General features: G+C 66.3%; 15 protein-coding genes. 1 reads left to right on the top strand and 14 read right to left on the bottom strand.

Going from position 1 to position 24,593, the window contains the following annotated elements:
• Nucleotide 1: 1 nt before the first annotated feature.
• From STRTUCAR8_RS24715 to STRTUCAR8_RS24685, 6 genes are all read right to left on the bottom strand, one after another.
• The gene (locus STRTUCAR8_RS24715) at nucleotides 2–5,548 is read right to left on the bottom strand and encodes a hypothetical protein (RefSeq protein ID WP_006378592.1); all 5,547 of its coding nucleotides are present in this window, start codon (nucleotides 5,546–5,548) and stop codon (nucleotides 2–4) included.
• Between the two features lie 177 nt (nucleotides 5,549–5,725).
• Nucleotides 5,726–9,772 carry a type IV secretory system conjugative DNA transfer family protein gene (locus tag STRTUCAR8_RS24710; RefSeq protein ID WP_006378690.1) on the bottom strand — a complete coding sequence of 1,349 codons (4,047 nt, stop codon included), beginning with the start codon at nucleotides 9,770–9,772 and terminating at the stop codon, nucleotides 5,726–5,728.
• 135 nt (nucleotides 9,773–9,907) lie between these two features.
• The gene (locus STRTUCAR8_RS24705; protein WP_006379284.1) at nucleotides 9,908–11,974 is read right to left on the bottom strand and encodes a hypothetical protein; all 2,067 of its coding nucleotides are present in this window, start codon (nucleotides 11,972–11,974) and stop codon (nucleotides 9,908–9,910) included.
• Between the two features lie 143 nt (nucleotides 11,975–12,117).
• On the bottom strand, nucleotides 12,118–15,090 hold the full coding sequence (locus STRTUCAR8_RS52660; protein ID WP_158697432.1) for an AAA family ATPase: 2,973 nt from the start codon (nucleotides 15,088–15,090) through the stop codon (nucleotides 12,118–12,120).
• A 227-nt stretch (nucleotides 15,091–15,317) separates the two neighbouring features.
• Nucleotides 15,318–15,677 (bottom strand): SH3 domain-containing protein, encoded by a 360-nt coding sequence (locus STRTUCAR8_RS24690; protein WP_006379094.1) that lies wholly within the window; start codon nucleotides 15,675–15,677, stop codon nucleotides 15,318–15,320.
• 206 nt (nucleotides 15,678–15,883) lie between these two features.
• Complete coding sequence (locus tag STRTUCAR8_RS24685) at nucleotides 15,884–16,222, bottom strand: hypothetical protein (protein ID WP_044472790.1); 339 nt, start codon at nucleotides 16,220–16,222, stop codon at nucleotides 15,884–15,886.
• Here STRTUCAR8_RS24685 and STRTUCAR8_RS52655 point away from each other — a divergent pair.
• Nucleotides 16,221–16,367: a hypothetical protein gene (locus tag STRTUCAR8_RS52655; RefSeq protein ID WP_158697430.1), complete on the top strand. Its 147-nt coding sequence runs from the start codon at nucleotides 16,221–16,223 to the stop codon at nucleotides 16,365–16,367. The two genes, STRTUCAR8_RS24685 and STRTUCAR8_RS52655, sit on opposite strands and share 2 nt — an antisense overlap.
• A gap of 117 nt (nucleotides 16,368–16,484) precedes the next feature.
• On the opposite strand, the gene STRTUCAR8_RS24680 is transcribed toward STRTUCAR8_RS52655, so the two are convergent.
• From STRTUCAR8_RS24680 to STRTUCAR8_RS24645, 8 genes are all read right to left on the bottom strand, one after another.
• Nucleotides 16,485–17,033, bottom strand: coding sequence for a hypothetical protein (locus tag STRTUCAR8_RS24680; protein WP_006379159.1), 549 nt, complete (start codon nucleotides 17,031–17,033; stop codon nucleotides 16,485–16,487).
• Between the two features lie 136 nt (nucleotides 17,034–17,169).
• Nucleotides 17,170–19,458, bottom strand: coding sequence for a relaxase MobL (mobL, locus tag STRTUCAR8_RS24675; RefSeq protein ID WP_006378626.1), 2,289 nt, complete (start codon nucleotides 19,456–19,458; stop codon nucleotides 17,170–17,172).
• Nucleotides 19,459–19,552: 94 nt separating this feature from the next.
• Nucleotides 19,553–20,602 (bottom strand): hypothetical protein, encoded by a 1,050-nt coding sequence (locus STRTUCAR8_RS48400; protein WP_006378905.1) that lies wholly within the window; start codon nucleotides 20,600–20,602, stop codon nucleotides 19,553–19,555.
• Nucleotides 20,602–21,126, bottom strand: a complete 525-nt coding sequence (locus STRTUCAR8_RS24665) for a hypothetical protein (protein WP_006378766.1) — start codon at nucleotides 21,124–21,126, stop codon at nucleotides 20,602–20,604. The genes STRTUCAR8_RS48400 and STRTUCAR8_RS24665 overlap by 1 nt, the downstream gene beginning before the upstream one ends.
• Before the next feature lie 63 nt (nucleotides 21,127–21,189).
• Nucleotides 21,190–21,900, bottom strand: a complete 711-nt coding sequence (locus STRTUCAR8_RS24660) for a hypothetical protein (protein ID WP_006378916.1) — start codon at nucleotides 21,898–21,900, stop codon at nucleotides 21,190–21,192.
• Nucleotides 21,897–22,646, bottom strand: a complete 750-nt coding sequence (locus STRTUCAR8_RS24655) for a hypothetical protein (RefSeq protein ID WP_006379002.1) — start codon at nucleotides 22,644–22,646, stop codon at nucleotides 21,897–21,899. Before STRTUCAR8_RS24655 ends, STRTUCAR8_RS24660 begins: the two co-directional genes overlap by 4 nt.
• Before the next feature lie 113 nt (nucleotides 22,647–22,759).
• Nucleotides 22,760–23,461, bottom strand: coding sequence for a hypothetical protein (locus STRTUCAR8_RS24650; protein WP_006378950.1), 702 nt, complete (start codon nucleotides 23,459–23,461; stop codon nucleotides 22,760–22,762).
• Nucleotides 23,458–24,441: a hypothetical protein gene (locus tag STRTUCAR8_RS24645; RefSeq protein WP_006379274.1), complete on the bottom strand. Its 984-nt coding sequence runs from the start codon at nucleotides 24,439–24,441 to the stop codon at nucleotides 23,458–23,460. Before STRTUCAR8_RS24645 ends, STRTUCAR8_RS24650 begins: the two co-directional genes overlap by 4 nt.
• Nucleotides 24,442–24,593 lie beyond the last annotated feature (152 nt).

Raw genomic sequence — 24,593 nt, 5'->3', positions numbered from 1 at the left:
CTCAGTAGCCCGCCCCGTAGTCGTCGTCGCCCTCCGGCTGATCGATCTCGATGCTCGGCGTGTAGACCGGGCGCGACGTGCCCACGCCCACGGCATGCGCAGAGCGGCGGTGCGAGCCGCGGGTGCGGGAGGTCCCCGCGTCCTGAGAGATCACGTCGCGCTTGACCGCCGAGTCATCGACGGCGATCGCAGCGCTGTCCAGGCCCTGCGCCTCGGCGGAGCTCAGCTGATCGAGCTGCCGGGACATCTCCGCCCGGGCCTTCCGGGTCCCCGAGGACGCGAACTGCTCGTTCTTCTCGCCGTCGTAGACGCTCTCGCGGTTCTTGGCCGCCTGCACGAGCGCCTCGAAGCCACCGCCGTAGGCCATCCGGTCCATCACGGTGCCCCGCAGCGACGGGTCCTCTTCGAGGTTGCGGATGAGCCCGGTTTTCGGGTCCTCCAGCGAACTGGCCACGCGGGCCACGTAGTCCGGGTTGACCGTGACGCCGAAGCCCTCCTTGGACTCGTAGAACTCGATGAACTTCTTCTCCCACTCCTCGGCCGTGGCCTGGACGGGCTCACCGTCGAGGAATGCCGTGCGCCACTGACCGGGGCCGACGTGTTCGATGCTGCGGCCCCTCCAGAGCTCGCGGCCGGGGCCCTGGAGCATCGCGTACTTGTGCCGGGCCTCGGCGGCGTCGTGCTTGGCCTGCAGGATCGACTGGGTCACCGGGTAGGTGACCTCCAGGACGGCCTTGAGGTCTTCGCCGCGCAGCGCGCGCACGGCGCGCTGGCTGAACGAGCCGCCCAGGCCGGTGCCGTGAGCCTTGATCGCCGTGGCGAACATCGAGGCTTCCTGGTCGGCCTGCGTGATGCCGGGCGTGCCCTGCGCATCGCCCAGGTTCCGGGCGTAGTCGGTGAGTTTCTTCTCGCTGCCCTTGGCACCGGTCTCGACGCAGACCTCGCGCACGCTCTGCAGGTGCGCCTCGCGGTCCGAGAACGTCAGTGCCGCGCCGAACTCGCCACGCTGCGCCTGGCGGTACAGCGCGCTCAGCTCCTCCGTCACGACCTGCTGGTCGAGCTTGATGTCCTCAGGCGACTCTGCGCCCGTGAGCGCTTGCAGCCGGAGCCGGTTCGCCTCGCTGCGCGAGCTCTCCAGCTCCTCAGCCAGAGCAGTGTCCTTGGAGAGCGCGACCTGGGTGTCCAGCGAGACCTGCATGGCCAGCGGGTGCGAGCCGTCGCCCTTGACCACGCCGGTGTCCAGCAGGTTGGCCGGCACCGAGAGCTTCGCCAGGGCTTCCCCCTTGGCGGCCTCGCTGTGCAGCTTCACCACGGCGACCGCGTCGCCGTCGAAGTCGCCGTCGAAGCAGGCGTCCATCACCGGGTTGATCGCGGCACCGGTGAGCCGGTCGTCGATCGCGACCCGCATGTAACGCACGCCGGCGTCACGGAGCACCGGGTCACGCCACACCAGCGCGTGGTCACCCTCGGCCAGCCCCAACTGCTCGGCCTTGACCGAGCTCAGCGCAACCTGGTCGACGTCCAGCCGCGGGTCCGCAGTCCACACCATCGTCGCCGAGTCGGTCAGCCGCGAGGCCATCAGCCCGGTCTTGAAGATGTTGTTCTTGCCCGTGAGCACCCGGTTCTGCACGTCGGTCGTGATCGCCTCGAAGGCGCGCTGAGCGCGCGAGACCGACTCGCTCATGCCGCGGCGCACCTCGGAGCGCTTCTCCGCGGACAGACCCTGGCCGTCCAGCTGCTCGGTCATGTAGCGGTAGCGGCAGGCCTCGACGAAGACGTCCTGGTAGCTGCGGGTGTAGTCGTGCGTGACGGAGGACCCGTCCTCGAACTCCTGGCCACTGCGCAGATGCGAGGACATCACCGGCAGCTTCCACGAGCTCGCGCTCACCGTCTCGGTCTGCTCACCGGTCGGATACGTGAGCGGGAACGGGATCTCCAAGTCGCCGCCGCGGTCGCCGATGAGATCGCCGAAGGACTTGCGCATCGCCGTGGTGTTCAGTCCCGGGAGCTGGCCCGCCTTGCGCGGCTGAGTGCGCAGCAGCTCGGGCATCGGGATGAACCGGCGCTCGGGGCGCTCGTCGATGCCCTCGGCCTGGCCGACCACCCGCAGCGTGCCGTCAGCCTCCATGTCCATGCCGGTCACCAGCAGGTACTCGCGCAGGTTCGACTCGGCCCCGCTGTTGTGGCCGTAGAACTCGCGCATGATCGCCGGGCAGTCCTGAGACTGCAGCGCCCAGGCCAGCTGCGAGGAGGCTTTGCGGCCCTTGCCAGCACGCACCTGCTCGTCGTCGTAGATCTTCGTCTTCTCGTCGACGGCCATGTGGGTGACCACGAAGCGCATCTCGCCCAGGGCACTCGGCCGCAGTTCTCCGTTGGGGGAGCGCAGGTCGGAGACGTTTCCGCTCATCAGCTCGCGCGCCGAGCCCGCATTGCGCCGGGAGATCAGGCTGAACGGGCTCATCACCACGTCCAGGCCCGGGTTGGCCCGGAACCAGTTGACCTCTTCGACGACATCCTGCTCCTGCGCGTCCTGCAGCGGCATGTCCCGGTCGACGATCAGCGAGATCACGCCCTTGTTGCCGTGCAGATCCGAGATCTTGTCGCCCACGACGAGATCGCGCTCCTGGCCGCCGGCGCCGCGGATGCGGTGACGCTCGGCGAACTCCTTCGACACCACGATCGGGTCATCAGCCGTCCAGCCGCCGAAGGTCATCAGCGCCGTCTTCGCCGGCGCGGTGACCTCAGAAGACTGCATGATCGTCGAGGCCGTCATCTGCTGGCGGTCGAACGGGTCGTACCGCAGCGTCTCGAGCTCGGGGAGAGCCATGAGCGGCGCACGCTGTCCGGCCACGCTCTCGTCGCCCGGCACGATCCGGCCGTCGGCGTCGACCTGGGCCTGAGTGGTCAGGTACCGCACGATGCCCTGGTTGGTCGCGCCTCCGGTCATCACCGGGTCGAAGTAGCCGCTGGGCGCAGCGACGTTGTTCCGGTCCTTGCCGGTGAGTACCGTCATGTTCCGCCCGCCGGTGAGCCGCCAGGCGTCGAAGCGGTTGTCGTCAGCCGGGTCAGTTTGGTCGCGCTGGGCCCGGTACTCGGCGTAGATCGTCGAGCCGGCCTTGATTTCGTTGGAGTAGCGCACACGGCGCGCCTCGGTCTGCAGGATCGCGGCCGTCCACTCGTCCAGGTGCTCCCTGATCTCGCCGGTGGACTCGTCGAGCTGGTACGTGGTGGCGCGCTCGATGAAGTCGATCGGGTGCTTCGTGCCGTACAGCTGCGAGTAGACCGCGTTGAGCGAGGAGGGCTCGCCGGTCTCGCTGCGCCCGGCGATGAGGTCGCCGGCGATCTGGTACTGGATGCGCTCGTGCATGAGCTGCTCGTAGCCGCGCAGGCGCGTGCGTTCCTCGACCGAGGTCGGAGCCTCGCCCGGAGTCTGGGCCGTGATCGTGGCCTCGTAGCCCGGCACGACCAGGGCGTTATCCCCGCTGGCGAAGGCGGTGGTGATCTCGCCGTACTCGCCGACATCGAAGACCTGGCCGATCTCACCGGCGATCGGAGTCCCCTTGCCGTCACGGCGCTGCTTCTCGCCGCTCCAGCGGATGACGCCCTGCTCGTCGACCAGGATCTCGGAGACCGTCGCCGCGTTGCGCTCGATGCTCTCGCGCACGGTGGCCCCGATGCGCCGCATGAACGCAGATTCGTGATCGGCGATCGGCACGGAGCGCTCGGCGTCGAAGCGGACGAGCCGGTCCTTGAACCGGGTCGTCTGGAAGGTCGAGCCCATCATCTCGTCGGGGGAGATTCCGCAACGACGAAGCGCCGAGGCGAGGTTGTCGAGGTTCGACCACTGCCCGGTGGGGCTGGTCATGTACCGCGCCACCCGGTCCGGGTTGAAGCGCTGGTCGACCCACTCGCCGTCGACGTCGTGGGGCTCCGCCTCCCAGGTCCCGATGAGTTCGAAGGGGACGTCCTCGGCGTGCTGCCGGACCTTCTCGACGGCGGTGCCGCCGTAGACGAGGTTGCCCATCTCGGGCACCTCCTCGGCCTGCAACTCGCCGATCTCCTCCAGCCTTTCCTGGTACATCTCTTCGGTCGCCCCCGGGCGCAGCAGATCGCTGTGCGCGCCGGTGAGGACGTCCCAGTAGGAGCGCTGGATCGCAGCGACCTCAGAGTCAGCCGAGTACTCCGGCGGCTCGATCGCATCCAGCTGTCCGCCGGTTCGCTCCAGCTCGGCCTCAGCACGAGCGATCAGGTCTTCGACGCCAAGAGCTGCCTGCACGTTCTCCCGCGCGCTCTCGACGGCGGCCTTCGCGTAGGCCTCAGCGGGCTGGGCGTCGATGAAGAAGGTCGGCAGGGAGCGGTTCTTCGCGTCCCGGCGCAGCATCACCTTCGACCCGGGCCGGGGACCGGACTCGCCCGGGGCCACATAGTTGCCGACCACGAACATCGACTCCCGGTCGACGTGGTAGCTGTCGGGCACATCCACCAGCGTGCGGCCACGGCCGCGCTCCTGGTGCGTCGTGCCCATCTCGCCAGCGGCGTGCCCCGGAAGATCCGTGCGCTCGATGCGGTGGCCCTGGGCGAAGCGCAGCAGCTGAACGGCTTCCGTCGGCGAGGGGGAGTAGACCGCCATGCCGCCGGGGACCCGGTAGTTCGTCGAGTAGCGCAGCACAGTGCCGTTGTCGTAGATCCGGGCTCCGGCATACTCCTCCTGGCGCGTGTCGGTGAGGCGGATCTCCATGCCGGTCTGGGCGATCTTCGCCTTGATCTGACCGGGCTCGCGGTCGCGCATCACCTCGTAGGACACGCCCTGGGCCTTCAACTCTTCGAGCAGTGCTGCCGAGCGTGCCACGGCGCGCCGGGACATGAAGCGGTTGTGGTCGACACGGTTCGTCTGGGGATCCCGGCCGCCGTCGATGACCCACTCGCGGACCTGGTCGTACTCCTGCTGGCTCATCTTGTCCATCAGCGCGGTGAGCCCAGCGGCGTCATCGTTCGTCATCGCTCGGCCGGCCTCGAAAGGTTTGCCCTCGTCGTCGATGCGCCAGAGCACCATGTTCCCGCGACGGGGATCGGCCAGGGTCTCCACCTCGCCGCCGGCCACGCGTGCGATCGTCTCGTCCGGCAGGTACACCAGCGCAGTCCCGGCGCGCTTCACGGTCGCGCGTTCGGACCAGTCGGGGTCGTAGGGGCTGATCGGCAGCCGGGCCGACTTCGGGTCGGCCTGGGCACCGACGCCGGTGGCACGGATGAACTCCCGCTGCGACTGCTGGTAGCTCTCGTTCTGCGGGGAATGGTCACCGAACTGCGGCTCGTAGTCGGACACCTTCTCCGCGAATGCCTGGTCGATGGCGGTGAGGCAGTCCGTGACGCCCAGCCGCGGGTCGGCCAGCGCGGTGCCGCGCTGTCCGAGGATCTCGTCGACCCGGGCGCGGATCGCCTTGGCCTGGGAGATCGGGATGACCTGTCCGGTCTGATCCCGGGCCTGCTCGACTGCCTTGTAGTAGACGTACTCATAGAAGTACCTGCGCAGTCCGTGTGCCTTCTTCATAGTCAATCAGCCTCCTGTGGACGCTCGGGGTTACATAAGTATGTATAGAGCCTACTCTGCCTATCGAAAGGAAGTGAGGAGTCATCCAGAAAGGCCAGTGCCGAGGCAGTCTCCCTTAGTCGAGAGACGACCTCGGCACTGGCCGTGATCCTTGGCTGGCCCCCAAGTGGCCGTCGGCTACTTCGAGTTCATCTCGATGGCCATGGCCCGGTCGAACCGGCCGTCGGCCAGCACCTCCCAGCTCGGCAGTGAGGCCAGGTACTGGTAGAAGGCCGAGTGGACCATCACCGTCGCCAGGGACTTCAGGTCCTCCTCGGTGACGTCCCCCTCCGCGAACACCCGCGAGTCCTCGTCGTTCACATGGCCGTTGATCCGGCGGGCCGCATGGGCGTACGCGTCCGAGCGGATCTGGCTGATGTACGTCTGAGACCCGTCGGCGCTGCGCAGCTCGCCGTCGCCGCCGACCGAGAAGTGCTCGCGATCCTGTTCCAACTCGGTCTGCGCCGACTTGTAGGCCTCACCGATCTCGATGTCCAGGCTCTTGACCTTCGCCGAGCCGTCGGGGTTGACCAGCATCTCCTTGCTGATCGTCCCCTCGGCGTAGAGCAGACGCTGCCGCTCGATGCTGACCGCCTGACTCTCGGCGACCGCAACCCCAACCTCGACGTTCTCGATGAACTGGTCCTCGTCGAACATGCTCATCCCCTCGTACGCGTCGGGGTCGACGACCACCGGAGCGTTGGGGTCCTGGCCCTCGTCGACCGTGGTCATCGTCGTGATGACCTCCATGACCTCGTCGGCGTAGACATCGGGATCCAGGCGCTCGATGTCGACCTCCTGGTAGCCGTAGATCTCCTTGTACTGCGCCTTCGCGTCTGCGGCCTTGACTGCCTGCCGCATGCGCTTCTCCAGCATCTTCACGAAGTCCGGCTGGTTCATCCGCACGTCGAAGTCCATGGCACTGGACAGCGTCGGGATCGTCTGCAGCGAGTACGTGTGCCCCGGGTGCTTGATCGTGTTGCCCAGCAGCCGGAACGACATCGGCAGGATCGTCTGGTTGCGGTTCCAGATCGGCGCGTCGCCGGCCCGGAAGACGATCGAGTTGCGCGGCGAGAGGAATGCCATGTCGTTGTAGCTGATCAGCGGCTCTTCCTTGGTGTTCATCGTGTAGGAGACCCGGCCCTCGGTCTTGCCGCCGATGACCTTGTCGAGATCCTGGCTGATCTGCTTGCTGTCACGGTACGACCGGTGCGTCTTGCCGCTCATCTTCTCCAGCGTCTCGATCATCGAATCGTCCGTGGACTTCAAGAAGACGATGTTCGAGGTGTTGCCCTGCACGATCTTGTCGACGCTCTCGCCGTAGACGTCGCGCAGCTGCTGCAGGGTCTGCAGGATGAGCGTGAACTGCTGCTCCTGGCCCAGGCCGATGGAGAGCATCGTCTCGAAGCCGTCGATGCCTTTGCCCTCGGACTGCAGGTTGCCGAGCTCGTCGAGCATGAACCGCGTGCGGTAGAGCGGCTTCTGGTTCGACTTCGTCATGTACGCCTGGTCGGCGCTCACGTCGAACAGCTGCTTGACCAGGATCAGGATCAGCTTCGCGTACTTCATCAGGTGGGGTGGAGTCACCAGGAACAGCGCCTTGGGGGACTCCGAGTAGCGCGACAGCGTCTGCGTGATCGCCCGTGCCTGGTACGAGACCTTCTCCGGGTTGCCGACGCCGGAGAAGTCGAGTCGCGTGTCCGGGTAGAGCGTGTCCCCGGGCTGGAAGGACAGGATCTTCCCGTCCCGGGTGCCGCCCTTACGCACCGGCTTCAGCTCACGCATCACGCCGTTCTTCACGATCTTATTGCCCGTCACCGGCTCGACCACGTAGTGCCGGCCGTTGAGCGAGACCTGGTAGTTCTTCGTAAAGCTGAAGTAGAAGGTGCGCACCAGCATCTTTGTCTGCGGGTTGACCAGCTCCAGCTTGAGCCAGGCCTCGTCGTCAGGGAACTTGCCCTTGAAGTTGTACCGGGCCCAACCCTCGCGGCCGACGATCTCCTCGTGCTCGAAGTCCTCACCCAGGTTCTCGGTGAACATCGGGTCCGCGTAGGCCGACCACACGGCCTGCTGACCGACGAGGTGGTCGCGCTTGACGTAGTTCGGCGCGAAGCGCACGCCGAGGCGACGCGGGAAGCTCAGGCCGGCCAGGTCGGTGTTCTGCGAGGGCTTGCCCGAGGTCAGCGTCGAGATCGTGGGGTCGGTGAAGAACGACATGGCGGTGATCGCGATTCCGTACACCGAGGCCAGCATCTTCTCCGCCCCGGCCATCGAGCGCAGCGCGTTGTGGGCGTTGCCCACCAGCGTGCGCATGTTGTTGCGGGGCAGCTCCTCGCTCGCGTTGAAGTACAGGCTGAGCATGTCCTGATCGGCCTTGCCCTCCCACATGAAGGCCTGGGCCGCAGCCTTCTCCTGCTCCTCGGCCAGGGCGTCCTCGTTGTTCTCGAACTCGCCGGCCTTGACCCGCTTCTCCAGCTCGGCCTCAGGGTTCTTGATCTTCTTCGAGCTCATCTGCACGAAGAGCTGGTAGCAGTTGTAGAGCGTGGCCTTGCCCCAGAGGTCATCGAGCTTCTGCTCCAGCAGCGCCGGGTCCATATTCAGCACGGCTGCGGCGCTGCGCAGCTCCCGCTCCTCCTCCAGATAGAAGTCGATGAGTCCGTAGGCCGCGCGCTTGAAGGCGTTGTTGGCGGCGTTGGGCCAGACCGGGTCCTCGCCGCCGTCGAGCGGAAAGAAGATCCCGGCGATGTTCTCCACGTACAGCGCGCACTTGGTGAAGTTGCCCTCACGCGCCGCGTCGGCCGCCAGTCCCAGGGGGTTGTAGATGTCGGTCTTCATGGAGTTGATCAGGTTGAACTGCACCGGCTCGAACCCGCGTGTGACCAGGGGCACGTAGTTCTTCACCAACAACTCGCCCTTGGGGTCGTTGATGACCATGTTCGAGGGCTTCTTCTCCCGCGACCACATGTCGATGATCGGCTCGATGTACGTCTGGCCCTTACCGGCTCGGGTGATGGCCAGCACCATGGTGTTCACCGGCGCGGTATCGACCACGTACGCCCCGGCCGGGCGCTGGACCTCGTACGCCGGGAACTCCCAGTCCTTCTTGATCAGGTCAGCGACGGTCTTGTACGTGTCCGATCCGAAGCCGAGCTTGTCCCGGTTCTTGCCGTCAGGGTTGTACGGGATCCGCGTCGTGTCGTACTTCTGCCGCAGCGTCTTGTCATCGGGGAGCCCGGATGCCTCGAACAGCTCGTCGCCGAAGTCTTCGTCGATGATCGGCAGGGTCTGCGTCAGCGGATCGCCCTCGTCGTCGTCCATGACCTCGCCGGCGTAGTAGACGAGGTTCCCCTCCTCATCGATGACGTCCTTCTTGGCGCGCTGGGCGACCTCGACGGTGCCCAGGCCCTTCTTCTTAAGCATCATGTGGCTGAGCATCGAGCTGACCTGCACGCTTGAGTGAGCACCGGCGTCGGGGAACCAGTCGTAGTTCTGCTGGATCTCTTCCGGCAGGGAGATGTGCTGGTCGTTCTGGTACTGGTTGATGTCGCTCGTGGTGTTCATCAGGTTCGCCGCGGCGACCTTCCGCGAGAACCACGTACCGATGATGAGGGCGACCATCAGACCCGACCCGAGCGTGATGAAGAGCTTGAACCCCGAGACGTCGGCCAGCTGCTCGCCGACCGTCGTCGCGCTCTTCTTGGGCTCAGCCGGCTTCTCGGCGCTGGGCTTGCCGTCCTTCGCCGCGGTGTACCAGCTGGGGACCGGAACAGCCTCAGCGCTGTGGTAGCACTTCGCCTTCACGTCCGGGTTGCCGTCCTTGGCCAGGGGCCGGTAGCACTTCACGGCCGAGCCGCCCGCACCCGTCGTGGTGTCCTGGACGTAGTACACGCTCGGCTTGCCGGTGCCGTTGCCGGGCACGCCCGAACCCACGGACGCGCCCACCGAGAGCACCGCCGTGGCGATGAGCGAGTAGAAGACCCAGGCGACGATTGTCACCAGCACGCCGGTAATCACCGCGACGACGATGCCCGGTCTGGTCGACCTCAGAGTCAGGAACGTGCTGCGGTCCAGCTGCTGGTTGTCGTGGACGTCTCGGTTCGTCAGCGTCTCGCCGGGCGTCCGCGCCGAGATCTTGTCCCAGCTGCTCGCCTTCGGCCGTGTTGCCTTCCGCCTGTTCGTGGCCATCGTGATCCCTTAATCTCGAGCCTCGCTCGTCCTGCTGTCCTGCTGTCCAGTGCGCCTGCCTGCGCAGACGACGACGGCGCATGGGGAATGCACCCATGCGCCGTCAGATCACCCCGTCGGTCATGACCGGTCCGCTCAACGGATCAAGACCACCCCGACGATGAAGCCGGCCGCGCCCATCAGGAGCGAGAGCGTGACGATCATGACGACGAGGATCTTGTTCGAGCGGCTTTGCATCTCGGAGGCCCGCGCCAGCTCGTTGGCGTAGGACTCCTTGTCGGCCTGCATCTCCGCCAGGCGCACCTCATACCGCCTGGCCACTGAATCCTCGACCGTCGACAGCTGCTGGAGCAGGTCGGTGACCCGTGCCACCTGGGAGTTGGTCTTCTCCTTCTCCAGGTCGAGGTTGTGCTGCCACTCGGCGTCCCGAGCCGTCATCTGCGTGATGGCGTCCTTGCGGTTGCGTTCGAGCTCTTCCTCCATCCGGCGGATCCGGTCGGCGTGTTCAGAGCGCACCGACTCCAGGAGGTCCTGCTGCTCCCGGCGCAGGGCGCCGATCTCGTCCGTGGTCCGCAGGTGCTCGGCCAGCGCCTCGGACTGGGCGATGTCGGCCTTGCGGTTGTCGTCGACGATCCGCTGGATCTCGGACTTCCACTGGTTCAGGCGCTCTTCCTCGGCCGCCAGGTATTTTGACTGCCGCTCGGCCAGCACCTCGAAGATCCGCGTCTGCCCGGTCTGCATCTTCAGCGTCGCGTCCGAACGCCGGACCCGCAGGATCTCCTGCTGGTTGTGCGCGTGGGTGTCCTCGATGTCCCGCTCGATCCCGGCGATGGAGTCGGTCTGCTCGCGCTCCATCTTCGAGCGGTTGCGCTCCTTGTACTGCAGTTCCGCCGAGAGCGCCGCCTGCTGGGCCACCTTGGAGGCCTGAGACTCGTAGTCCTTGGCGATCTCCGCCCGGCGGGCCCGGATCTTCTCATCCTTCTCCGTCTGCCGCTGCTGGTGCTCGGCCTCGGCGGCGTCCTTCAGCAGCTTGTACCGGGAGCCCGCGCGGTCGGTGGCCACATCGCGGATGACCTGCTCGGTGTGCGCCGACATGAGGTTGACGTAGAGCGCACGCAGCTCATCCTCATGCGCGGAACGGAGCTGCATCAGGTCTGCGTTGGCCTGCCGGTTGAGCTGGGCGACCTGGTCCCCGAGCCACTCCGTCGCGCCCTCGGGCACAGCGATCTGCACGACCGGCGCGCCGATGGCGAAGGTTGCGTTGAACTCATCGAGCCGGACGTCCAGGTCCAGCTCCTCGGAGAGGAACCGACGGGCGATGGTGTCGCGCACCTGGGCCTGATCGGCCAGCAGCACAGTGTCGCCGGCCTCCTGGTAGTCGCCCTCGACGCCGTAGCCGGCGTCGGTCTCGTCGAAACCCTCGTAGCCGGCCACCTCGTCGCCGTCGTAGTCCGGCTCCGACTCGACCGGGACGGCGCCCGCGTCGTCGATACCTGCGGCGTCCTCGCCGAGCATGGGTGCGTCCGCCCCTTCATCCGCGTCGACGACGTCGCTGAAGAGCGGCTCGTCGTCCAGGCCCTCGGCAGCCCCCTCGTCACCGGGGATTCCGTCGAAGATCGCATCCCCCTCGTCCTCCCCGAGGACCGCGGGGGCAGTGGCTCCAGCCTCGGCGACCAGGCCGCTGTGCTCTTCCCATGCCTCCTTGCCCACGGCTTCTTCGAGGCTCGTGGTACCTGCAGCGACAAAGCGTGCCTGCGCGAAGGTCGCATCGTTCACGAGATCGACGAGCAGATCGCCGCTGGGCTTCTGCCACACGACGGCCCAGGCGTAGGTGGCACCGGTGAGCAGCGAGTACTCCTCCATGCGCGCGAGAGTCTCGTCGGTGGGGATGATGCCGAAGACCTCCTCTTCGAGCATCTCCGCCGTGGCGACCGTGCGGATCTGGTCGGAGCTGATGAGCTCGATGATCGAGCCCTTCGCCTCGTCCCGGCCGTGCCGCTTGTTCAAGCCACCGATCGAGTCGGCTGCGAGCACGAGCATCACCCAGGCCGTACCGCTGGGAAAGACGAACTGCGTGTTCGACCGCAGCAGCTCTACCGCCGCCGGGATCGCCGTTTCTCTCACCACGGAGGCCAGAAGCTCGTCGGGCTTCTTCTTCCGCTCCTTCCTGCGGCTTCCCGTTGCCGTACCCAGAATGCCCATTGATGCGCGATCCCTCCGCTAATAAAGCACAGTTCACCTGGTTTATGAGTATCTTATCGCCTCTCTATCATGATAGGCAATCATGGGGCATGGGTGGGCTATCGACTCATGAGTCGACTCGTTCTCGCCGTCCTCGGACCGGTTCATCGCACCGCGCTGACCTCGACGTAGGCGTCGGAACTCAGCAGGTTCTTGTCGTCGCTGACCAGGTCGCCGACGACGTCGATGCGGATACGCCGTTCCGAGGGGTGCTCGTTGAGGAAGGTCGCCACCGCGGTGGTGACCTCGTCGGTCAGCTTCGCCACAGCCGCACGCGCACCGCCGACATCAGAGGCGGTATCGCCCTTGTCCTCGATGAGGTACTGCAGGACCCTCGCATCGACGTCGATGCGCACGTTGTGCTTGACGAACACCTCCTGCACCATCTGGCGCAGCTTCTTCCGCACGATCTTTTGCTGCGTCAGCAGCGACAGCGGCTGGAAAGGCACGATCGCGTCGATACGGCCCAGCAGCTCGGGCGGAAACCGGTTGTCGCCCGTCGTCGAGGAGATCGAGCGGCGGATGAGCTTCTCGTACTCCAGCAGCTGCTTGCCCGACCCGGTGTCGTCCGCCGCGTACTGCGCGATGTCCTTGTAGATCTCCGAGCCGGCGTTCGTCGTCAGCACGATGTAGGTGTTGAGGAAGCTCACCTCGCGGTTGTTGGCGTCGTTGAGCCGGCCGTCGTCGAGTACCTGCAGCAGCACGCGTGTCACCATCGCCGAGGCCTTCTCGACCTCGTCGAAAAGCAGCACAGCGTGGGAGAGGGCCCACACGCGCTTGGTGAGCTCAGAACGGAACGCCGCGAACGACGAGTCCTCGGCGTACTCCGTCATGTCGAACCGGATCAGGTGGCGCTGGTCGTCACCGAACAGCAATCGTGCCAGCTGCTTCGTGAGCTCCGTGTTGTGCGTGACCACGAACTGACCAGCCTGGTAGAGGTGCTCCTCGTCGTTGACGTAGATGCACGACGAGCTCTGCTGCTCCGGCAGCTTCTCGATCGACGCGATGCCGACCATGTCGAACTTCTTCACGCGCTTACGACCCGAGGTCTCGATGGCCGCGCGCCGTGCGATCTCGTGCTTGCGGGGGAGGGAGAAGAACCGGGCCTTATCCTCGTTGCCGACCTTCACGTGCACGCCGTACTCGACCAGTTCGCGCCCGCCCTCCTTCGTGCGTGTCCACGACTTGATCGTGTTCGAGACGCCGAGCGAGAACAGCACCTCCCTAAGGTCCTCCGTGAGCCCCTTGGAGAACGTCGAGTACGAGACGTTGAAGCGGTCGTTCGAGGCACCGATCGATCCGTCGGTGTCGAAAAGGCCCCGCACCAGCGCCCACCGCTGCTGTACCGATCCGTGTTTGTACCTCTCCGGGATACGGCGCTCCGCCGAGCGCGCACCGATCAGATCGGGAACCGAGGCAAGCACGTCCTTCGTCTGGTACAGCGAATCGCGGCGGTCCTCCACCGGGCCAACACCGACAGGGAAAACCCAGCTGTAGTTGCGTCCGTACGACTTCGGTGCCGACCCCAGCCATTCGCCCACCATCCATACGGTGTGGTCGGCGTCGTCCCCGTCAGACGAGAGCGTCAGCTGCCTCTCAGTGAGGCACCCGTTACCGATGAGGACGCCCAAGACGTACGGGTCGACGTCGAAGTCCTGCTCCGGCCAGTGCACCGGTCCGTTCGCCGGGATGAAGAACTTCAGATCTTCCCGAGAGTCGCCGGGGTAGGTCCGCACGACGCCACGCTCGACCATTTCCTGCGTGCTCAGGACCATCGGCGCGACGTCCTTGCCCGCATGCTTCTTCGACCGCTGCTTGGCTGTGTAGACCGTCCACAAGTGCGGTCCTCCAACGTCGAGAGTCCGGCCGTCCCAGAGCGTGACCCGGTAGACGTCCTGCATGCCCTGCGGGAAGTGTCCGAGCACCTCGACCGGGTGACCTTGGCGACCGAACACTCTGTCGCCCGGGACCAGGTCGCCGTGCAGCTTCCAGGTGGTCTCGCCGTCGCTCGAGTAGACAGGAACCTGCGTCGAGTCGGTGCAGAATTTCCCCGTTCCCGTCGATCCCGTGAACAGCAGGCTCGCCATCGGCTTTCCCTTGTCGTTGAGGTCCGCCACCGACAACTGCAGACGACGCGCCACCGCGCCGGTCGCCCAGTCCTGGCTGAACACCTTGGCGTCCAGCTGCTTCTTGATCTTCGCGCCGTCGACCCGGAATGCGACGTTCACGTTCAGGGACTCCATGAGCACGTCCGAGAGCAGGTCCCGGTCCATCGGCCGGTGCGTCAGGCGATGCCAGCCGACCATGGAGTCGAGCACGAGGATCGACTTGCGCGGCTGGGCGCTGGCCGGCATGTAGCGCTGGGTGTACTCGTAGATCTGCCGGAAGACGTGGTCGTCGTAGAACTCGCCGGCCACCCCGTACCGTTCGGCCATGCCCTGCAGGATCTTGATGGTCGTCGCCTGGTCCGGCGGGTTGAGGTTGATGCGCTGCAGGCGCTCGACGAGCGGCTGGTTCGGCGAGATGTGCTTGTGGAACTCCTCGTAGGTCGTCGCCGCGATGATCCTGATGCCTCGGGTTCCCGAAGCCGCGAGGACCGGCTTGATGGCCTCGACAGCGGCGTCGGAGAGCTGGATGATCTGGTGGAACTCGTCGATGAAGAGCACCACTTCGTGCTTCTCGTCCTTGACGAAGTCCTCGGCCTCGTCGAACAAACCCTTGAGCTTCGAGGCCATGTTCTCGGCGTTGCCCGCCTCGGAGATCATGCGCGCCGGGTCCACCTCCAGGTAGAGGCGGCCCGGATCCACGAGCATCGTGGCCTGGACCAATGCGGTCTTTCCCGTTCCGGCCTCGGCCAGTAGAAGCGCATTGCACAGCTCAGGGCGGCTCATCGAGGCCAGCAGCTGCATCGTCTCGTGCTCACGGCCGACGATGTCGCGCTCGGCCTTCTTCAGTGGCTCCGAGAGCTTGGACAGGAGTGGGTAGCGCTCGTTGAGCTGTGCCTCGTGGAACATGCCGCGCAAGACCTCTCGACTGGACTGAAGATTTAACTGAAAAATCAGTCGAAATCCTATCACGGTAGCATTCGATAGGGCATTGAATGGAGAATGCGAAAGGCCCCGGAGTGGACTCCGGGGCCTTTCGTTCCATGCACTGGTCGCGGGTCGCTCACCCGCCGTATTCGGACTCGCGGAACCCTGCCGGACTGGGGTGAGGGCTGGAGTGGAAGCGCGGCGCCGAGGGGGCAGGCCAGGCGGAGGTGCCCCGGGCCGGGCGGCCCGGGGCACGGAAGTGAGGCGGTGCCTCAGTCCAGGCACATGCGCACGTCGCGGTAGACGTACTTGCCGGAGACCCAGCCCGTCTTCTTGGTGTTCTTGTCGGTGATGTACACCCAGGTCGCGCCCTTGGTGGTCTTGTGCACCGTGAACTTGTGCGACTTGTAGAGGACCCCGACCGCGGTCGACTTGGTGGTCGCCTTCGAGCGGATGGTCACCGCGCTGGTGCCGTGCACCGCCCACGGAAGGTAGGGGTTGGTGGTGCAGGACGAGGCGGGCACCGTGGTGGCGACCGACTGCGGCGCGGCGGTGGCCGCCGGGGCGGACAGCAGCGGCAGGGCGACGGCGGCCGCGGTGGCTGCGAGTGCGGCTACGCGACGTGCAGACATGTGCAAACCTCCATAAAAGGGGTGTGGTTGGGTAGGGGTGTGCCTCGGCGAGAGGTCGGTGGGCAGGCGCTGGCGGGGTGTCGTGTCACCGGCGTCGCCGGGGCCCGGAAGGCGGGCCTGGCCGTGGTCAGGTCAGGGCGTTTCTGCCCGGTCGCTCCAGGAGGGAGCGGTCTGGGGGCGCGTCGCGTCGGCGTCGCGCGGTGGTGCTAGAACCAGCTGGCGGCGACCCAGCCCTTCGTGCCGTACGAGCTGGAGGAGAGGCTCTCCCCGTAGTACCAGCGGTTGCCGTACTTGTTGACGGCGGAGCACTCCACCCAGAACTCGCCGGCGGAGTCGAGGTGGCCCTTGGACTTGTAGGCCACGCCGGGGCCGGTGCGGATGTTCGGCCACTCCAGGTTGGGGCCCCACACGGAGTGGTTGCGGTCGTTGCGGGTGCAGGCGGACGAGCCGACGGCGGACGCGGGCGTGGCGACGGCGGCGAGGCCGCCGAGCAGGACCGCGGTGGCCGTCGTCGTCATGACGGCGTTGCGGATGGCGGATCGCATGAGAAGAAACCTTCGGTTGGAGGTGTTCGTCGAGGTGCGGGGGACGCTGGAGACGCGGCCCCCGCCCAGCGCGGCGGACGCGCTGGGGATCTGTGGATCAGCCGTGCGAAGCTGGCTGATCGCCCTGACGGGAGCGGCGCCGTGAGTACGTCGAGGCACCCACGGCAGCGAGGCCGACAGCGAGCATTCCGCTTGCGACGACGGCGAGTTCACCAAGTGACATCCAGGGGCTTTTCGAATAGGGCTTAACTCGACCTCGGTCTCAGCCGACCGCCGGCTCGTCGACCTCGACCTCAGCTGCCTGCTCCTGCTTGGCCTCGGGAGCCGGGGCCTGAGCCTGCGACTCCTTGGCCGCCGCCCGTGCCTCGCGGGCGGCGCGCATGGACGCGAACTGGTTGTCCAGCGTCTTGTCGTCGACCTTGAACTCGGAGGCCTCGACGGACTTGGTGTTAACCACCAGGCCAGTGCCGCGCGTCGCGGGCATCACGTTGCCCTTGAAGCCGTAGATGGTGCCGACCTCAGTGCCGTCCTTGTTCAGGATCGGCTCGGTGTTCGGACCCGCAGCCTTGGCAATCTCCTCCATCTGACCGGTGGAGTACGGAGCGCCGTTGTTGTAGCGGACCTTGCCGTCCTCACCCTGAACCCGATCGGACTTCAGATGCAGGTTCGTCTGCTCCGGACCGCGCGGATCTCGAGCGTCGAGCTGGACGTCGGCGTACTGGGACTTGCCGTCCTTGGTGACGCCGTTCTTGTAGACCTTCGCGATGAGGTTGACTCCGGTCATCGCGCCCTTGCCCTTGAGAAGTGCCATGATCTCTTCCTTCCGTTCGTTCCGACTGCCCTCTGACAAGTCGGCCGCGATCAGTCACATCGTCCGGACAAGGTATTGAGTCCCGCCGAACGCTCTTCACGCTAATACTCTCATAGAGCATTCGACAAGGCTGTGACTAGTCTTTCTGTTCACGTCCAAAGTCAGTCGAGATGGAAGGTGACTGCCAGTCGAATGCCATCCTGGCATCCGCTGTGGTCACAGCCTGATCGACCTGGGCCTGGACCCGCACGACGAGGCCGGCGTCCAGCGACGATGCCTTGGACCGCCGCATCCGCTCGGCCTGCCCGCGCTCGGCGCGCAGTTCCGCGATCCGGGAACGCAACACGAGCGTGCCGGTTTCCTCGTCCGTCTGCTGAAGCGTCAGCTCCCGGGAGGCCCGTGTCATCGCCGCGACATCGTCCACCGGCAGATCAGGAATTGCCTCGGCCTGGCCGGACTGGTCCAGGTAGTCCATCGCCGCCAGCAGCAGCCGCCGGCGATCCCTGGTCATCTCGACGAAGGTCTGGCGCGCGTGCGGCCCGATCTCGACGTCGGTGACGAAGTCGTGTCCCAGGTGGTGCAGGTCCAGGGCCTTGACCTCGTCGAAGTCATACGCGGCACCGGCGACGATCTTGAAGTCCGTGCTGACCGCGTCGGTCTCCGTACTCGCCTGGTCCTCGGCGCTCGACCCCACGCGCAGCACCAGGCCGGAGGAAGCGAGATCAGCCCGCAGGCCGTCCAGCTTCTGGTCATAGGACTGCTTCATCGTCCGGATGCGCGCGTCCAGCACCGCCCGGCCGCGCTTGCCCTCAGTCAGAAGCCGGCCGCCCGGCTGATCGTAGATTGTCCGGCCCAGGTTCTCGGCTTCCTCGGGGTCCTTCATCCGCTGCAGGGAGGCATCCGCGCGCAGCGCCATGAGCGAGAGCAGCCGCTGGCCGTAGGTCGCCACGTCCTGCTGCTGCTCGTACCACTGGCCGGCGTCCCCGAGGAAGGGCAGGAAGTGCTGGTACTTGCTCATCAGCCGCCGGTGGTAGTTCTCCTCGAAGCGGTAGAAGTCGTAGAGCGGGCGCGAGTCCTCGGCGGCGACGTCGGCCTTCTCGGCCTGTTCCCACTGGTGCGCGAGGTCGCGGTAGACCCCGGCCTTCTCCCGATGATGCTGCAGGCGTGAGGCGTAGCTGCGCAGTCGGAAGCCGAAGGAGACCAAGTCGGCCTCAGCATTCTGGTCTTCGCCCTGCCGGTCCGCGGCGAGCACCGCCATCTGCTGGTAGTCCATCCCCATGACTTCGAGCATCGGCGTGCGCACCCGCAACTCCGACTCCGGCATGGCCCGCAGCATCTGGTAGACGCCGTTGACGGCGCGCTCCATGATCTGCGTACGTCCCTGCTCGACCAGCTTCTGCCATTCCTCCGTGCTCAGAGACTCCTTCGCGCGGCGCTCGTTGGCGTAGTCGACGATGCGTTCCATGGCCTCCGGCATCGGGGACCCTGCACGGTCGAGTTGCTCCTTCACGAGCTCGGTCACCAGTTGGTTCGCCTTGCGCATACGGGCGTCATTCGAGCCGGCGCGCCACAACGTTCGGTCTGCCGGCAGGCAGGCGAGCAGGAACTGCGGCAGGGACTCGGCACGGATCCGCTCGTGCGCCCACCGCTTGATGAAGGTGGTGACGTTGCGCCGCTCGTAGCCGACAGCGCTGGCGAGATGCGCCACCGCCTGCTTCTCATCGAGCCAGGCGTCAACACCGCGGCGGAGCCTGGACTTGTGCCGGTCCAGGAGCTTGCCGCGCTGCGTACCGTTCTTCGTCACCTGGCCCCGGCCGCCGTCGACCATGGCCAGGTGGCAGTGGACGTGCTCGGTGTCGACCTGGATGACCCCGACGTAGCGCAGGTCGTCGAAGCCGCTGGTGCCCGAGCTCATCCGCTCCAGACCGTGCATAATCGCCATGCGCAGCTTCATCTGGTCGATGTGGCCGCGGTAGTTGCCGCGGGCTTCGCAGTGGAAGTCCTCGTCGACGATCTTGTGCTTCCGCAGGTACTCCTCGTCGAAGGACAGCACCGTCTTGAGCACGGTGTGTCCGGCGTCGAAGTAGTGCTGGATGTCCTTGCCAGCCGCGCGCAGCTGCTCGTCGGAGAGTGAGACCGAGCCGTAGCCGAAGGCCACGCCGCCGTCACCCTGGGCCTGGCGCATCTCATGCTTCGCCGCGCCCCGCGAGATACCGGCGCGCTCGACGGCCGACTCCCGCGCCATGTAGCGCATGATGAAGTCGTCGGTGCGCAGACGCTGGATGGGAGCCAGCGACTCGGTCGCCTGCTCGCGGGCCATGTACCGGGTGACGTAGTCACCCGGTGTCGCACCACGCGATCCCTTGCCGCTAGGCAGCGGCACACTGAACTCGTTGACCACGATGATGTCCTGCTTCAGGCCCAACGTCGCTCTCCCTCCTGTCTCGGTACCGATGCACTACGGCCCCGGTTGCTGTCCGCCAGCAACCGGGGCCGCGCTCGTCATGCCTGGTCCGTCCTCAGGACCCCAGGCTCTGCTCGCCGTCCTCGCCGAAGTCCAGATCGGCCGCATGCTGGGCCACCTGGCGCTTGCGCTCGTCCAGACTCGGAGCGGGCTTGACCTCACGTCGTCGGGATTCCTGCTCCTGCTCCTCCAGCTCCAGGTCGAGATCCAGGTTCAGGTCGCGCTGCGCCTCATGGGCCGGAACCGGGGGAGCGAACGGCTCCTCCTGCTCCTCAGCCGTCTGCAACGCTGCCGCCACGCGCTCCCGGTAGAGGTTTTCCGTGGTGCCCTCGGTGCTCGCGCGCTCGGTCTGGTACTGCTCCCGTTCGGCGGCGATCTCCGCCTCGATCTGCTGCAGACGCGCGCTCATGCCGTCAGCGACCGGCGCTGCCTCAGGCACAGGCGCTCCAACGACCTGCTTGACCTCGGTGTCCAGGCCCAGCTCGTCCTCGGTGAACAGCGAGTTGATCGCGTCCGAACGTGCCTTCAGCCCGCGCGCATCGACCACAGCCTCAGCCCGCGGGACGCCGTCCTTGGAGTGGTCGGCGAAGTAGCCCGCGAGGTCGTAGCCGCTGGACTCGAGATCGATCTCCAGGCCCCCGATGTCGTGGATCTGGGTGAAGACCACGGGCGCATCGCCTTCGGTCTGCGCCCCCGACGGAGCGAGCACGAGCATGTCCGCCGTGGCCGGCAGCTCCCACTCGATCCCGGTGACCTGCTCGGGCACGGCGAAGCCGCTCGTGAAGTAGCCCTTGCTGGCGAGCGCGACCAGCTGCTGGTCGTCGAACTCGTAGAAGGCGTCTACCTTCTCGCCCTGGCCGGGGGAGTAGGTCACCTGGGAGATGCCGAACGGCAGGGCCCTGGCCGGGGTGACCGAGCGCAGCTCGCCCGTCATGTGCAGATACGGGCGGTAGTTCTCATCCTTGCCCCGGTGCTTGAGATCGAGCGATTCGACCATGACGCCGAGCTCGGCGGTCACCCCCTCCAGTCGGTACGTCTCCACTCCCCGTTCACGCAGGACACGGTGGGCCCACACGTCGTTCATCGTCAGTCCTGCGGTGCGCATCACGTGCTCCTCTTGCGATTGGTCTTGCTCTGGTTGGTGGTCCTGGTCGTGGACTTCGGTGTGACGTCGGCCCCGGTCGCCTCGCCCCGGGCGTCCCGGATCTTCGCGATCATCCGCGTTGCCCAGCGCCACATGCCGCGCATCACGACGATCTCGCCCGCAGCGAGCACTGCGACCAGGAAGAGGAGCGGCATCAGCCACATGGCGATGGTTCCGTCCGCACTGAGCGCACCCCTGGATGCGCCCGACTGCTGGTGCAGCCATGCGCCCAGCAGCGGGATGATGACCATGGCCGTGATGAACGCCAGCAGGCAGTCGGCGAGAAGGACGATGACCCGGAAGAACCCCGCCCACACCACGACGGAGAACCTGCCGGTCTCCTTCTTCGGGGCCAGACGCCGCCATCCGGTGCGCAGCTTCGAGTCCTTCTGCTCCTTCGCGGGCTTCGCCCTGGTCTTCTTCGCCGTCGCGGCCGTGCTCGTCGGGGCGGTCGTCTCGGTCTTCTCCAGGGTCTGGGTCGACATGTTCGTGTCCTTACGTCTCGTCGGGGTCTTCTTTGGTGCGTGCTGAAGCGGTGGGCGCTTCGCTCACCCGGTCGGCTTGGGGGAGGGCTGTTCCTCGCTGGCGGCAGCGAGGGCGTCGCGGGTCTTGCTGGAGGCCCGGTAGGCGTCCAGCGACGTCGCCGTGCCGTCCTGAGAGGTGGCGTAGGTGAAGACCACGAACTCGCTCTTGATAGCGCTGTTCTGATCCGGTCCGACGCGGACCGGATCGAACCGGGCCACCCCCGTGTAGGAGTAGTTCAGGCCCTGCACCCGACTCACATCGATGTCCAGATCAGCGAGCGTGTACGTCGTCCCAGCGCCCTTCGTGGCTCTGGTCGCCGTCATCCACTCCGGTACGAACTCGGTGAGCACCCGCGACTTGTGGTCGAGGAAGGCGTAGCGCGCGTCGAGGAGTACCTGCTGCTCCTTGACGGTCCGGGCCGACGCCGAGCTGTCGGTGAGGCTGAGCAGGAGGGACCGGCCCGTCGCCCTGTCACGGTTCACCCGCTCGATGTCCATGCCCGGCAGCTGAGCCAGCAGCGCCGTGTGCTGTGTTGCGAGCTTGGCCCGGGCGTCGCCGAGGTTGCCTTCGAGCTTGTGAACAACCGCATCGGCCTGGGTGTCCGACACGGCCGGGCCGTCGCTGAGCAGGCTGGCTCCGAGCGTGACCACCGAGAGCGCGAGCAGCGCCCCGGTGCCGCCGAGCAGGATCTTCCTGGCGTGCTGGCGCAGCTTGTCCTTGATCTCCTCGTTCACGGTGTCTTCACCTCCTGCTTCAGGGCCTCGCCGGTGGCCGTCGTGCCGGTCTGGATGTTCACGAACGCCTTGCGGACCTGGTCGTAATCGGCGCGGGCCCAGGCCAGCACCGCCGGCCTCTCGCCCGCACCGGTCCTGGTCTCCATTGCCAGCCAGGTCACCGTGATGGTGCTGTCGTCGTTGACCAGGTAGGGCACCTGGGCGACCCACTCAAAGCCGGAGCTGAAGCTCATCGGGATCCCGACGCCGGCCGCCACGTCCTTGTCACTGGCGAGCAGGTACCACGGCCCCAGGTCCGCCTGGTGCACCGAGGGGGCGAAGTAGGGGATGAGGTTGCGCAGCGTCGACTGAGACGTCGCCGTGTCGAGCGAGCCGCCGTCTGCCGCCACGCTGGGCGTCAGGTAGCGGTAGTCGTTCTGCAGCTTCGCGACCTGACCAGCCGCCGTCAGGGCCGCGGTCAGACCACGCTCGGCGTCGTCGGCCTTCGGCAGCGCCGCCGTCTTCGCCTCGGTGATCCTGATCTGCTCCTGCAGAGAGGGGATCTCCGGCGCAGCCGTATCGCTCACCGCGCTCTGACCGCCGGAGAACCCCGCGGAGAGTACGAAGCACAGCAGTGCGCCCACACCCATGCTCACGCCGGCCGCGAGGGTGCGCTTGCGCAGGCCGCCCGCGGGCTCCGTCTGCGCAGGAGTGTCCGCGCCCTCCTGTGAGAACGCGGACGTCGCGACGAAGCGCGTCTTGCGCACTGCGCCCCCACCCGACTCATCGGTCTGTGTCGATGCCATTAGTCCTCAACTCGCCGTTTCACTCGAATACCAGGACAACTCTATCAATGAGACGAGTCGAAAGGGAGTCTTGGTTATCCGGAATAGCGAGTCTCGCCGCTCGCCGGGACGCCGGAGAGATTCGAGACCTTGCCCTGGGCGTCGACCGTGACGAAGAGCAGCGCGCGCCGGTGCGCCGTGACACTGGCTTTGCTCGCCTTGTTCTGGGACACCGCGTCGGAGGTGACCTCGACGTCGGCTAGGACGGCGTAGGTGTAGACGCCTGCCTTGACGTCGACGACCTCGATGTCCGGATCCGCGCCGAGGGCCGAGTTCAGGCCGACCGTGTCGATGTAGTAGTAACGCCGCTCCTGGGAGTCCTCGTTGAACCTCGACGAAGGCATGAACGACTTCAGGAACGTCTCGTTCTCGGTGAGGCCGAACCGGCTCTTCAGGCTCTCGCGCGCCGCCTCGTAGCTCTGTCCCGAGTCCCACGTGAAGGCCATCGAGAGCAGCAACTTGATGCGCCCGCCGTCGGTGCTCAGCCGGTTCTGACTGACCCCCAGGGCCGCCATAACGTCCGCGTTCACCTGCTCGGCGTTCTTCTTCTGGATGCCTGCTAGATGTCCCTCGACGTCGTTGATCTGGGCTTCCTGCTCAGCCAGGGCCGCGTGCTGGCTGCCCCAGGTCACACCGGCAGCCGTCGCGACGATCGTGAGGACCGCTGCCGTCACCAGGACCGAGAGATTGCGCCGGAAGAACCCCCGCCGCGTGGGTACTGCCGTCTGCTCCGTCATCGCTTCCCACCCTTCTTCTGTGCGCCCGAGCCGCTGAGTTCAGGGACTCCGGACCCGGTCGGCTGCTTGATCGCGGGGTTCTCGTACTGAGCACCGGTGGCCGTCACCACGAGCGCCAGGTCGCTGAAGGCCCCCGTTGAGCCGTTGCGCACGTAGCGCGCGCTCGCCCAGGCGAGCACCTCACCGCTCTTCGTGTCCCGGCACAGCCAGACGACCTTTGCCTGGTTCGTCGCGCCCGAGCCGTCCTTCACGCTCAGATCGGGCATCACCGTTTCGACCTTCCATGCGTACGTGCTCGGGGCAGCCGCGTTCTGGCCGTCGTAGCGGATGTACCAGGCGTGGCGCGGATCGATCTCGGTGGTCGCATCGAACGGCGTCAGCGACGAGGTGCTGTACGCCTCCTTGTCACTGACCAGGAAGGAGTCCTTGCTGAACAGCGGTGCCATGTCTCGGCGGTGCTTGATGATCTCCAGCGTGGCCTTGTTCGGGGACCCGTTGTCCGGGCTGGGCTGGATGCCGGCTTGGTGGTACAACGTGGCGAAAGTCTGCTCCCCGGACGCGACCTTCTTCGCATCAGCGGCTGCCGCCTCGGTGAGCTTGGACAACTGCGCGCCGGCGTCCGCCTTTACGGGCGTGGACTGGGCATTGTCCAGCTGCCCCTTGAGCTGGACAATCTGGGCGTCGTTGTCCGCCGTGCTCGCCTTGAAGCTCTCGCCGAGCACGCCCGTGGCGACGACCAGGGCGAGGATCCCCACGCCCATCACCGCGGTCACGCTGCGCCGGATCAAACGTGTGTTGTCCTCAGGGGTGCGCACCTGGACCTTCTCGCGCTGGCGCATCGTCCAGCCCGCGAAGCGCTCCTCGAGCTCGGCTCCGGTGACCTTCTTGCGCGTCTTCGGTGCCGCGGGCTTCTCCTCGGGTATCGACCCGGTCTCCTGATCGGGGCCCGAGCTCTCGGACTCGTCATGGGCTGTCGTCACGGAACACACTCCTCACTCCACGTTGCCCTCATAAACGACTCAAGTCTATCTCGAAAGGCATTCGGAATAGACCCTGAATCCATTCGATAAGGGCTCCGAAAAGTGAAGCCGGCACGCAGGGCCTGCACCGGACATGAAGAAGCCGGTGCCCA

Source organism: Streptomyces turgidiscabies Car8 (genome assembly GCF_000331005.1).
GTDB lineage: Bacteria > Actinomycetota > Actinomycetes > Streptomycetales > Streptomycetaceae > Streptomyces > Streptomyces turgidiscabies.
Note: the sequence above shows the minus strand (reverse complement) of the source record. Positions and strands in the feature narration are given on the sequence as shown.